General features: G+C 34.7%; 11 protein-coding genes. 4 read left to right on the forward strand and 7 right to left on the reverse strand.

Annotated features, from left to right (window positions below; all coding sequences use genetic code 11):
• Window positions 1-2: 2 nt before the first annotated feature.
• Window positions 3-434, reverse strand: coding sequence for a PaaI family thioesterase (locus H8R22_RS13940; RefSeq protein ID WP_187011007.1), 432 nt, complete (start codon window positions 432-434; stop codon window positions 3-5).
• A gap of 201 nt (window positions 435-635) precedes the next feature.
• On the opposite strand from H8R22_RS13940, the gene H8R22_RS13945 reads away from it, so the two are divergent.
• Window positions 636-2150 (forward strand): hypothetical protein, encoded by a 1515-nt coding sequence (locus H8R22_RS13945; RefSeq protein ID WP_187011008.1) that lies wholly within the window; start codon window positions 636-638, stop codon window positions 2148-2150.
• A gap of 216 nt (window positions 2151-2366) precedes the next feature.
• A complete protein-coding gene (gene purL / locus H8R22_RS13950) occupies window positions 2367-6056 on the forward strand; it encodes a phosphoribosylformylglycinamidine synthase (RefSeq protein ID WP_187011009.1) in 3690 nt (1229 codons plus the stop codon).
• Between the two features lie 91 nt (window positions 6057-6147).
• Here purL and H8R22_RS13955 read toward each other — a convergent pair whose 3' ends face one another.
• The 3 genes from H8R22_RS13955 to aroC form a co-directional block, all read right to left on the reverse strand.
• Window positions 6148-6639: a DUF4920 domain-containing protein gene (locus H8R22_RS13955; RefSeq protein ID WP_222616931.1), complete on the reverse strand. Its 492-nt coding sequence runs from the start codon at window positions 6637-6639 to the stop codon at window positions 6148-6150.
• A 278-nt stretch (window positions 6640-6917) separates the two neighbouring features.
• Window positions 6918-8192, reverse strand: coding sequence for a dicarboxylate/amino acid:cation symporter (locus tag H8R22_RS13960; protein ID WP_187011010.1), 1275 nt, complete (start codon window positions 8190-8192; stop codon window positions 6918-6920).
• Window positions 8193-8294: 102 nt separating this feature from the next.
• A complete protein-coding gene (gene aroC / locus H8R22_RS13965; protein ID WP_187011011.1) occupies window positions 8295-9353 on the reverse strand; it encodes a chorismate synthase in 1059 nt (352 codons plus the stop codon).
• 183 nt (window positions 9354-9536) lie between these two features.
• Between aroC and H8R22_RS13970 the strand changes: the two genes are divergently transcribed.
• Complete coding sequence (locus H8R22_RS13970; RefSeq protein ID WP_187011012.1) at window positions 9537-10361, forward strand: UDP-2,3-diacylglucosamine diphosphatase; 825 nt, start codon at window positions 9537-9539, stop codon at window positions 10359-10361.
• Window positions 10362-10482: 121 nt separating this feature from the next.
• Entirely contained in the window at window positions 10483-10986 is a 504-nt protein-coding gene (locus tag H8R22_RS13975; RefSeq protein ID WP_187011013.1) for a hypothetical protein, read from the forward strand.
• Between the two features lie 46 nt (window positions 10987-11032).
• On the opposite strand, the gene H8R22_RS13980 is transcribed toward H8R22_RS13975, so the two are convergent.
• From H8R22_RS13980 to H8R22_RS13990, 3 genes are all read right to left on the reverse strand, one after another.
• Window positions 11033-11461 carry a protease complex subunit PrcB family protein gene (locus tag H8R22_RS13980; protein ID WP_187011014.1) on the reverse strand — a complete coding sequence of 143 codons (429 nt, stop codon included), beginning with the start codon at window positions 11459-11461 and terminating at the stop codon, window positions 11033-11035.
• 31 nt (window positions 11462-11492) lie between these two features.
• On the reverse strand, window positions 11493-12626 hold the full coding sequence (gene bshA, locus H8R22_RS13985; RefSeq protein ID WP_187011015.1) for an N-acetyl-alpha-D-glucosaminyl L-malate synthase BshA: 1134 nt from the start codon (window positions 12624-12626) through the stop codon (window positions 11493-11495).
• A gap of 144 nt (window positions 12627-12770) precedes the next feature.
• A complete protein-coding gene (locus H8R22_RS13990) occupies window positions 12771-13253 on the reverse strand; it encodes an ABC transporter ATPase (RefSeq protein ID WP_187011016.1) in 483 nt (160 codons plus the stop codon).
• Window positions 13254-13270 lie beyond the last annotated feature (17 nt).

The following is a 13270-nucleotide window of genomic DNA, read 5'->3' on the forward strand; positions in this document are numbered from 1 at the left end:
ATTTATTGTCTTTTTCTTTTAGGCAAAATCATATTTGTCAATTTACAAATTGAAATCAAATTGTCATTCTCATCAGTTATTTTTATTTCCCATAAATGAATACTTTTTCCTTGATGAACGATTCGAGCGGTAGCGGTGACTACCCCATTGCGCTTTGCCTTTACATGGTTTGCCGAAATTTCAATTCCACGCACTTCGCTCACTTCGGTATTTACATATAAAAAAGAGGCCGCACTACCAACACTTTCTGCCAAAGCGACTGATGCGCCGCCGTGCAAAAGTCCAGCAGGTTGATGAACACTTGGGTTTACAGGCATTCTTGCAACAAGAAATCCCTCGCCAGCATCTATGTATTCTATGTTTAAAGTTTGCATTAGGGTATTCTTAGAAACCTCATTACAATAATTCAATATTTTTTCTTTGTCGAATGTCATCTTTTTGATTTTGAAAACGTAAATTTAAGAAAAACAGCATAGAGTAAAGAGTAAAACAGTTGTTATTAAATTGCCAAAATAATTCCACAAACCGATAATCGCAAAAATCATGGCGTCAAAATCCTGATAAATAAATGTACTACCCTTTAATTCTTGGCGATACAATATAGTTTTTACTTATTTTTACAAAAAACAAAAGCAATGCGCTATTTCTCTATTTTACTATTTTTTGGTTTAACGATTGCTTTAGGCTCTTGTCGAGCCGATTTTGAAACCGTACCGAGCACGGGAGATTTAGAATTTTCTAGAGACACCATATACTTGGACACTGTCTTTTCAAATATTGGCTCAAGTACTTACCGAATGAAGGTGTACAACAGGTCTAAAAAAGACATTACTATTCCGTCCATTCAATTAGGCAAAGGCTTAAGTTCAAAGTACCGCTTGTCTGTAGATGGGATGCAGGGAAATTCAGGTAAACTATTTAGCAATGTAGAACTTCTAGCTAAGGACAGCCTTTACATTTTTATTGAAACAACTGCTAATATTGATGATGCAAACCCAACAGATCTTTTATACACCGATCAAATTAAATTTGATAGCGGTACCAATTTACAAACTGTTGAGCTAGTGACGCTAATTCAAGATGCAGTATTTCTATACCCCAAAAGGTTTGCCGATGGCACAACAGAAAGTCTACCCATCAATCAAGAAAAAATTTATGGATTTTATTTAGACGAGAATGATCCTATTAATGGCAATGAACTTCGTTTTACAAACAGAAAGCCTTACGTAATTTATGGTTATGCCGCAGTTCCCTCAGGAAAAGTGGCCCGTTTTGATGCAGGTTCTAGAGTTTACTTTCATGCTAACTCTGGATTAATTGTTAGTAATACTGCCTCCTTACAAATTAATGGTACTGCCTCTACCACATCAAGTCAAGAGAATGAGGTTATTTTTGAAGGAGATAGACTTGAGTCATTGTATGATAATGTTCCTGGGCAATGGGGTACAATATGGTTAACCGATGGAAGCACAAACAATAGCATTAATCACCTTACTACTAAAAATGCAACAATTGGTTTATTAATCCAAAATAATGATGGGACGACTGTCTCTCTGAAAAACACCCAAATTTACAATAGTGCGAATTATGGTATTTTGGCGCAAACTGCACATATTGTTGGTGAAAACATTGTTGTAAATACGGCAGGGCAAGCAACTTTAGCCTGCAGTTATGGTGGGAATTATAAATTTACGCATTCCACTTTTAACAACAATTGGAATAGTTCTACCCAAGTAGCTTTGGCTATTGACAACTTTATTACGGGTGCAATTCCAGAAACCAAGAACCTCGACGAAGCCACTTTCAATAATTGCATTATCTACGGAAACAACAGCAATGAACTTTCATTGAGTAGTAAAACAACAGCAAGATTTAATTACCAGTTTAATAACTGTTTAATAAAATTTGAAGGATCAACCACAAATCCTTTGTATCAATTTACATCAGATGCTACTCACTATTCGAATATAATTTTGAATCAAAATCCAAAATTTTTAAATAGTACTATAAATAAACTGAATATTGACGCTACGTCTAGCGCTTTCGCAAAAGGGAATTCCTTGTATTTAATTCCGCTTGACATATTAGGAAATACAAGAACCACACCGCCAGATTTAGGAGCGTATCAAAACAAACCGTTTACTAAGTAATCTAAGTCTCTTACATAAATAAGTAGAAAACGAAGCACTTATTTGATTATTCGTAATCTAGAAATTAATAAAAAAAAACTAATTTCATCTACTGTCTATACAATAATAAGTAATAGCATACCAAAGCCAAAACCTTCAAAAAAAGACTATTTTAACATTTGTTGTTACTGTTTTTTTAAACTAAATTTGCTTCGCAATACAACAAACTACACAACAATGATCCATTTCTTTGAAAACCAAAGCAAAACTGTTTTTGCCGTACAAACGCAAAACATATCGAGCGCAGCCGAGCTTTCGGCTGAAGACATTTCAAAATTAAATTGGCTTTTTGCCGACTCTCATAAAATAGAAAAATCCGTATTGACGGATTTTTTTGTTGGACCACGTGCCACGATGGTTACTCCTTGGAGCACTAATGCCGTAGAGATTACTCAGAACATGGGTATATCTGGTATTATTAGAATCGAGGAATTTCAACCTGCTACAGTTGATAATACTGATTTCGACCCAATGCTTTCACAAAAGTACGAAGGGTTAAACCAAGATATTTTTACTATAAACATTGCGCCAGAAGCCATTTTAGATATTGATGATATTGCTGCCTATAATGCTAAAGAAGGTTTGTCGTTAAGCCAAGATGAAGTACAGTATTTAGATAACCTAGCGACCAAATTAGGAAGAAAATTAACTGATTCTGAAATATTTGGTTTTTCACAAGCAAACTCAGAACATTGTCGTCACAAAATTTTCAATGGGAAATTCATAATTGATGGAGAGGAAAAAGAATCTTCTTTATTTAAAATGATCAAAAAGACGTCTCAGGAAAATCCAAATGATATTGTATCGGCTTATAAGGATAATGTAGCTTTTGTAAAAGGACCGCGAGTAGAGCAATTTGCTCCTAAAAGTGCAGATAAGCCAGACTTTTATGAAGTTAAAGAATTTGATTCGGTTATCTCCTTGAAAGCAGAAACACATAATTTCCCCACGACTGTAGAGCCTTTTAATGGAGCAGCAACAGGATCAGGAGGAGAAATTAGAGATCGTTTAGCTGGTGGACAAGGCTCATTACCTCTTGCAGGTACCGCAGTATATATGACCTCTTACTCACGTCTAGAAGGATCAGCAGATTCTACTCAAAGCGAACGTGGATGGGAGAATGGGATGACCGAAAGAAAATGGTTGTATCAAACTCCTATGGATATCTTAATTAAAGCCTCTAATGGAGCTTCTGATTTTGGAAACAAATTTGGACAGCCTCTTATTACAGGATCCATATTAACTTTTGAACATGAGGAAGATGCACGCAAATTAGGATTCGATAAAGTAATCATGCAAGCGGGTGGAATTGGTTACGGAAAATTGGATCAAGCCATAAAAAAAACGCCACAAACAGGAGATAAAATTGTTATCCTAGGTGGTGAGAATTATAGAATAGGAATGGGTGGAGCAGCAGTTTCGTCTGCAGATACAGGTGCTTTCAGTTCAGGTATTGAGTTGAATGCTATACAACGTTCGAACCCAGAAATGCAGAAACGTGCAGCTAATGCTATACGTGGATTAGTCGAAAGTGATTCAAACCCAATTGTATCCATTCACGATCATGGAGCTGGCGGGCATTTAAACTGTCTTTCTGAACTAGTGGAAGACACTGGAGGATTGATTGATTTAGATAAACTACCTGTGGGAGATCCTACACTTTCAGCTAAGGAAATAATCGGTAACGAGTCTCAAGAAAGAATGGGATTGGTAATTGGTAAAAAAGACATTGATACCTTACAACGTATTGCTGACAGAGAACGTTCTCCAATGTATCAAGTAGGTGACGTTACAGGCGATCATCGATTTACATTCGAATCTAAAACTACAGGTGATAAACCAATGGATTTTGCATTAGAAGACTTTTTTGGAAGTTCTCCAAAAGTGGTTATGACTGACAAAACGATCGATAGAAAATACACCGAATTACAATACGATAAAAAGAACATATCAACTTATCTTCAGGATGTTTTACAACTAGAGGCAGTTGCCTGTAAAGATTGGTTAACAAATAAAGTCGACCGTTGTGTAGGCGGAAAAGTTGCCAAACAACAAAATGCAGGACCATTACAATTACCTTTAAATAATTGTGGTGTAATGGCCTTAGATTACAATGGTAAAGAAGGTGTTGCTACCTCGATTGGACATTCTCCTATTGCAGCATTGATAGATCCTGTAGCTGGAAGTAGAACAGCAATCGCCGAGGCGTTATCGAATATCGTTTGGGCACCTATCAAAAATGGTTTAGACGGAATTTCATTATCTGCTAACTGGATGTGGGCTTGTAAAAACGAAGGTGAAGATGCCCGCTTGTATGCTGCAGTAGAAAGTTGTTCTAACTTTGCAATAGAATTAGGAGTGAATATTCCAACAGGAAAAGATTCTCTTTCTATGAAACAAAAATACCCTAATGAAGAAGTAATTGCTCCCGGAACAGTTATTATATCAGCGGGAGGAAATTGTATCGATATTCAAAAAGTAGTTGAACCGGTACTACAAAAAGATGGTGGATCAATTTACTATATTAATTTATCGCAAGACGAATTTAAATTAGGTGGATCATCCTTTGCTCAAACGCTCAATAAGATTGGACAAGGCGCACCTACCATAAAAGATGCTGCCTTCTTCAAGAGAGCTTTTAATACGATTCAAGAATTAATTTTAGACAATAACATTCTAGCTGGCCATGATATAGGAAGTGGTGGTTTAATCACTACTCTATTAGAAATGTGTTTTGCTGATACTAATTTAGGGGCTAAAATAGACTTCTCTGTTTTTGAAGAAAAAGACATTGTTAAGTATTTATTTGCTGAAAACATTGGTTTAGTTTTCCAAGCTAAAGATGATATAAAATTAGAAAGTACGTTAAATGCAAACGATGTTTCCTTTTATAAAATCGGAACGGTTACTAATGATGCGAAACTAAGTTTTAGTTCTTGCAATTTGGATATTGCTACTTATCGAGATATATGGTTTAAAACCTCATTCTTATTAGACCAAAAACAATCTAAAAATGGAACAGCGCAAGCCCGTTTTGACAATTACAAAAATCAAGCATTACAATATACTTTCCCAAAGCATTTCACAGGGAAAAAACCTAAAATTTCTAGCGAATTTACAAAGCCTAAAGCTGCCATTATTCGTGAAAAAGGAAGTAACTCAGAACGCGAAATGGCAAATGCTATGTATTTAGCTGGATTTGACGTAAAAGACGTTCACATGACCGACTTGATTTCTGGTCGTGAGACATTAGAAGACATTCAGTTTATTGGTGCTGTTGGAGGTTTTTCTAACTCGGATGTATTAGGTTCTGCTAAAGGTTGGGCAGGAGCTTTTAAATACAATGAAAAAGCAAATACCGCCTTGAAAAACTTCTTTAAAAGAGAGGACACTTTATCTGTAGGAATTTGCAATGGTTGCCAATTGTTTATGGAGTTAGAAGTAATTAATCCAGAGCATGAAGTACACGGAAAAATGCTTCATAATAACAGTAACAAGCACGAAAGTATTTTTACATCGGTTACGGTGCAAGAAAACCAATCAGTGATGTTATCCTCATTAGCCGGAAGTACTTTGGGTGTATGGGTTTCGCATGGAGAGGGAAAATTTAACTTGCCTATGGGTGAGGAAAATTACAATATCGTTGCTAAATATGGCTACGAGGAATATCCTGCAAATCCTAATGGATCAGACTTTAACACAGCCATGTTATGTGACAGGACGGGACGCCATTTAGTAATGATGCCGCATATTGAGCGTTCTACTTTTCAATGGAACTGGGCACATTATCCAAAGGATCGTGATGATGAAGTTTCACCTTGGCATGAGGCTTTTGTAAATGCCAGATTATGGATTGAGAAAAAATAATTTCTTATTTATTATACCGAAAAGCGCTCCCGAAAAGGAGCGCTTTTTTTATTGAAATGTATAAAGATTAAAAACCTTTAGAACCTATGATTTATTTTTGAATTAAAACCCCATCTGCCATCAACGAGTACTTTGTTTTTGGAGCTACAATACTGTCAATTGCTGCTTGTGATTTGCCGCCATCCTTAGCGTAATGCTTTAAATCGGCAACAGACTCTACACTTATGTAAGCTTTACCACTAATGATTACATCTTCGTTTTTAGAATCGGTAGGAACAAAAAAAGCGTAATCTTTAAATTTTACAAATACTTCTTTGTCTTCTGGTAAGTCTAAGTTCATCCAGCAGCCCTTTTCCTTACAAACAGCTTTAATTTTTGACTTGAATTTTACAGCAACAGTATCTCCTTGAGACAACTTCTCGTAGGTAGCTAAAATATCTTCTTCAGAAAGTGCTTTATCTACAGAAATGCTATCACCAAAGCTAGCATAAGCTACATCCGACTTCATTTCTTGCTTTTTTTCTTCCTTTTTACAACTAGCTAGAGCTAGGATCGAGCATACAATCACGACGGTTTTCTTCATTATTTTGTGTTTTAGTTAGTATTTGATTGATCCAAAAATAGGTATAAATTTAAAAAATAGCTAAAAAAATAAAGTCAAGAATTTATTAGCTACGTTTACTTTTCAAATGTAATTGTAATTATTTTTTTCGGAGATCAGCAATATAGAAAGAACTTTGCTAGCTTCTAATACCACTTAAAGATTCTATTACGCCTCTTTTTAAAATAGTAATGTCTGGTACTAAAAAAACCTCTTTTAAAAAAGTTAAAAGAGGTTTTTTTTATATTTAAAAAGGTAAATTATTCAGCAGCTTCAATCTCCTTATCACCTTCCCATTGCCCAACTACTGAAGTTGCAAGTGCATTACCTAATACATTAGTAGCACTTCTAAACATATCGCAAAAATGATCAATAGGCAATATTAACGCAATCCCTTCTATTGGAATATCAAACATACCACAAGTAGCAGCAACAACCACCAAACTTGCTCTCGGAACACCTGCAATTCCTTTACTGGTTAACATCAATACGAGTAACATAGTTAATTGTGTTCCCAAATCTAATTCAATACCATAAGCTTGAGCAATAAAAATACTTGCAAAAGTCATGTACATCATACTTCCATCTAAATTAAAGGAGTATCCCAACGGTAACATGAATGAAACTATTTTGTCTTTAACTCCAAAACGCTCTAATTCTTCTGTTAGTTTTGGAAAAACAGCTTCACTACTTGTCGTTCCAAATGCAATAATTAAAGGGCTTACGATTCTTTTTAATAAAACAGTCATTCTGCTCTTTAAAAATAGATATCCAACAGCGATTAAAAACACCCATAATGTTGCAATTCCAATCAGAAATGATCCGAAAAATTTAAAATATGTAATTGCTAATTCTTGAAAATCTCTTACCGCAAATACTCCAGCTATAGCACCAAATACACCGATAGGAGCAAAATTCATAACATAGTTTACCATTTTTAGGATGATATGTGATGACTTGTCCAATGCGTTAATAACAGGTTTCACATAATCTCCAATTGAGGCAGCTGCTAATCCAAAAAAGATAGAAAACACCACAATTTGCAAAATCTCATTGGTTGACATTGCTTCAAAAATACTTTTAGGAACGATATGCTCAATAAAATTATTAAAGTTGATATTTTGTGTTTTGTCAGCAACTTCAGAAACCGAATTAACATCTACATCTAATAAATTAAGACCAACACCTGGCTCTAATAAGTTAACATAGAACAAACCAATTAAAAGTGAAATAAGAGAAGCGGTAAAAAACCATCCTAGCGCCTTACCTCCAATACGCCCTACCGCACTTACATTCCCTAATTTAGCTATCCCAACAACCAAAGTGGTGAACACTAGAGGTGAAATAATCATTTGAACCAAACGAATAAAGACGGTTGCTAAAATTTTAATTTTATTACTGAACTCTAGCGCAGCAGCTTCAGAGATTGTATTATGAAGAACGATACCTAATGCAGCTCCCAAAATCATAGCGATTAGAATTTGCGTTGTTAGATTGGATAAAATTGATGGTTTTTTTGTTTCTGTAGAATTCATTTATTTCATATTAGTTGTTTGGAAATATTCCAAAAAATTTACCGACATGCCAATTTTTTATAAGAAGATGGCTTTACCCTTTATCGATTTTCTTAAAAAGATTTAATAGGTCTTATTTATTAAATAAAAATCAGCTAGCACAATAGCTGCCATTGCTTCCACTATTGGCACTGCTCTGGGAACCACACAAGGATCATGACGCCCTTTTCCAGTCATTTCTGTGATATTTCCCTTATTATCTAACGATTCTTGTTTTTGCATGATGGTAGCAACCGGTTTGAAGGCTACATTAAAGTATACATCCATCCCGTTACTAATGCCTCCTTGAATACCACCAGAAAGATTTGTTCTAGTTGATCCATCACAGTTGTACAAATCATTATGCTCACTGCCTTTCATCTTTGATCCCTCAAAGCCACTACCGTACTCAAAACCTTTTACCGCATTTATAGAAAGCATCGCCTTTCCTAATTCTGCATGTAATTTATCGAATACTGGTTCTCCAAGGCCAACAGGTACATTTTGAATAACACAAGTAACAACACCACCAACAGTATCTCCTTGTTTTCTAATTTCTCTAATATATTCTTCCATTACCACTGCCATTTCTGGATCAGGACAACGCACAGGATTATTTTCGATATGTGAAAAATCCAAGTCTTGATACGGCTTATCTACTGTTAAATGCCCAACTGCAGAAACATAAGCACTAATTTTTATGTCAGGAAGTATTTGTTTAGCGATAGCACCAGCAACCACTCTACTTGCTGTCTCTCTTGCAGAGCTACGCCCCCCACCACGATAATCTCTAAAACCATATTTTTGATCATAAACATAATCAGCATGACTAGGCCTATAATTATCCTTTATATGAGAGTAATCGTCTGATTTTTGATTGGTATTAGGAATAATAAATCCTATGGGAGTTCCAGTAGTTTTTCCTTCAAATAAGCCTGATAAAAACTGCACTGCGTCTGGTTCTTTTCGTTGAGTAACTATAGCCGATTGGCCTGGTTTTCTTCTAGACATTTCTAGTTCAATAGCCTCTAAATCTAATACTATCCCCGCAGGACAACCATCTATAATTCCACCTAATGCTTCTCCGTGGGATTCTCCAAAAGTGGTGATTTTATATAATGTTCCGTAGCTATTTCCCGCCATTATTTTTAGTTTTAAACAAATGTACTATTTTAGTTGAAAGTTCAAAAGTTAATAGTTTAATTGTTTATAAAACAATTAACAATTTAGGACAAAAAAGATATTTTACATTCTTTTTCTTAACTTTTAAATGCTTTTCAATTAACAATGTTGTTATTAATTTGTAAAACTTCAAATTACATCACATTGAAAAAAAGAAAAGTCGAATTAGTAGTCCTTTCAGATGTGCATCTAGGAACATATGGGAGTCATGCAGAGGAACTTCATAATTATCTCTCTTCCATAAAGCCACAAACTCTTGTTCTTAATGGAGACATCATTGATATATGGCAGTTTAGAAAATCCTACTTCCCTAAAGAGCATTTAAAAGTAATTCAGAAAATAATAAGTCTTGCTGCCAAAGGCACAAAAGTGCATTACATTACCGGAAATCATGACGAAATGTTGCGGAAATTTAGCGATACTGCCATGGGTAATATTTCCTTAGTCGATAAACTAATACTGGAGTTAGACGGGAAAACAGCATGGATTTTTCATGGAGATGTATTTGATGCTAGCGTCAATCATGCCAAATGGATTGCGAAGTTAGGTGGAAAGGGGTACGACTATCTAATTCTATGCAATCGTTTAGTTAATTGGTGCCTAAAAAAACTAGGCAAAGAACCTTACTCCTTTTCAAAAAAAATAAAAGCTAGCGTAAAGAAGGCCGTGAAGCACATTTCAGATTTTGAAAAGACAGCAACTGCACTAGCTATCGAAAACAAATATGACTACGTAATCTGTGGACATATACATGAACCTAAAATAATTGTAAAAGAAACTGCAAAAGGGAAAACCACGTACTTGAACTCTGGAGATTGGGTAGAAAACCTTACTGCTCTTGAATACAACAAGAAAAGATGGAAACTCTATAATTATGAGGAAACCAATTATCAGGAAGACGAAAACCTTTTTGAAATGGAAGATCAACTCAGCAAACAACTACTTGCTTCTATCTTGATAAGTAGATAAAAGAAGCTTCCATACTTTTTAGATAGAAAAAAGAAGTAATATGACAATTGTATAACATTTCGGGAGAATAATATAATTGAATACACGCATCTACCCACTATCTTTGTTCAAAAATCAGTATATGAAAAAAATTATTTTATCTGCTATTATGTTAGTAGGATTAGCATTTAGCGCACAGGCACAAGATATTTCAAAAAATGCATTAGGTCTACGTTTAGGAGACAGTGGAGGTTTTGGAACAGAAATCACGTATCAAAGAGGTTTAGGAGACAACAACCGACTTGAATTAGATTTAGGTTGGAGAAACAGAAAAAACTTCAATAATAATAGCTATGACGATAATGCTATCAAATTAGCAGCTTTATACCAATGGGTATGGAATATTGATGGTGGCTTCAATTGGTACGCAGGAGTTGGTGGTGGTGTAGGAAACTATAGTTATGACAACAATAACAATAGTTTTAATGAAACTTTTGCTTTTGCAGCTGGTGATATTGGATTAGAATACAACTTTGATATCCCTTTATTGATCTCTATCGATTTCAGACCTGAATTTGGTGGTAATGGTTATTACAAAAACAATTATGGTTCTGATATTGCATTGGGAGTTAAATACCAATTCTAATCACAACTAATTTATAAAAAATGCCGCTAGAATTAGCGGCATTTTTTTATTGAATAATAATCTCTTTTTTAGAATTTATTTTAACCACGCAAAAGGGATAAGTAATTGCTTGAGTAACCATTGCTCCTTCTTTAGGTACGGTTTCCTTTACTTTAATAACAATATTTTTATCAGTCTCTACAACAGATTCAATACCTATAGAATAACCTCCCGTAGATTTCTCTCCCATATTCAAGATCACAAAATTTGAATTTTGTACATCATTCACACTTATCTTTTTATTTAAAGTTTCGTCATTTTGCAGCATTTTGATTTCATTGGGCTCAGACAAAATTTCAAAAAAACGAATGTTTCCACCACCATCTGCTTGCTGCGTGAGCACTTCGTACAAACCTTTTTTTTCTGGTACCGCTACTTTCGATGCACCACACGAAAACAATGCAAAACTTAACGCCGTGATAATAATTTTTTTCATTAAAAGATTGAATTTCGTTACTAGAATATCACTACGAGTGCTTCTTGATTGCCTTCTTGTATAACTCGATATATAAAGGTAATATGTTTTTGATATCAAACTTTTTAGCGACCATCAATGAATTCTCTTTGAATTGGGCAAGAACAGTTTCGTCTTCAAGAATCTTTATGGCGTGATTTGCCATCTCTTCTATGTTACCAACATCTGATAAGTAACCTGAAACTCCTTCAAAATTCACCTCCGGCAAGCCACCCGAATTACTTGATATAACTGGTACTCCCCAAGCCATAGCTTCAAGAGCTGCTAAACCAAAACTCTCTGTTTCTGAAGGCAACAAAAACAAATCAGAATAACTTAAAATTTTATCAATTTCATTGCTGTTTCCAAAAAAGATAACTTTATCTGAGATACCTAATTCTTGACATAAAACCTCTGCTTTTTCCTTTTCAGGACCATCACCTACCATCATTAATTTAGCTGGTATCGTTTGCTGAATTTTGTGAAATATTCTAATTACATCAGGGATTCTTTTGACCTTTCGGAAGTTACTAATATGCGTAATAATTTTCTCTTCCTTTTTAGCCATTACAGAACGGTGACATGCAATTGATGGGTCTTGTCTATTTTTATCTAACTCAATAAAATTAGGAATAACATGTATGTCTTTCTTGATATTTAGCAACTTATAGGTATCGTCTTTCAAACTTTGAGACACTGAGGTTACTATATCCGATTTATTAATACTAAAACTAACTGCAGGCTTATAAAAGGGATGATTACCTACTAATGTAATATCCGTTCCGTGCAGCGTCGTTACCATTGGTATTTTGATGCCTTCACTTTTTAGCATTTGCTTAGCCATATAACCCGCATAAGCGTGAGGTATCGCATAATGAACATGTAAAATTTCGATTTTATATAGCTTCACCATATCAACTAATTTACTAGACAGTGCTAGTTCGTAGGGTTGATAATGGAATAAAGGATATTCAGGAACGTTTACCTCGTGGTAATGCACATTAGCATTTAGTAAAGCCAAACGAACCGGTTGACTATAAGTAATAAAGTGTATTTCATGACCTTGACGAGCTAACTCTAATCCTAACTCTGTCGCCACGACACCACTCCCTCCAAATGTTGGGTAACAAACTATAGCAATTTTCATTTATGTAATTTATTGGAACGAATTTAAAAAAAAGACACGAACTTAAATATTTTGCGCAACTATAGTCCAGCTCAACTAATCAAAGAAAAAAGACAAATCGAACGATAATTGCTATGTCAATACTATTTTCTAAAGCAAAAAAAATTAGAAAAAACGACTGTGCCAACTATCTATTGCTGGAACCTCCCAAGATTCGTTATACTCTTGTACATTGTTGATCAAGTTATTAAAAACAATAGTATTTTCAGTAACTGCTTTATCTTTTACCATTTTCTTGAAATCAATCAATGGTTTATGTGCAATATGCTCTCCTAACTTAAACGTTACATTCATCTTATCAAGCAAGTCAACAGTGTATTTTTTTTCAAGGCTTTGAATAAATTCAACAGAAGAATCTATCGAACAACCCGTTGCAGCCTGAACCTCTTGATTTACTGCAATGATAATAAAACGATTGTATTTTAATTGATACGAAGATTCTAGACTAGTTCCATGTGCAGCCCAGCCTTCAAGAAAAGATTGTAATGCTATTTCTATTTCAGAGAATTCGGCATCCGAAAACTTTCTATTGGATTGATAAATCCAAATTCTTGAATCTTCAGGTAAATTTTCAAATGGTACGTACATGATTATGATTTTATTTT

Source organism: Flavobacterium kayseriense (genome assembly GCF_014305095.1).
GTDB classification, from domain to species: Bacteria; Bacteroidota; Bacteroidia; order Flavobacteriales; family Flavobacteriaceae; genus Flavobacterium; species Flavobacterium kayseriense.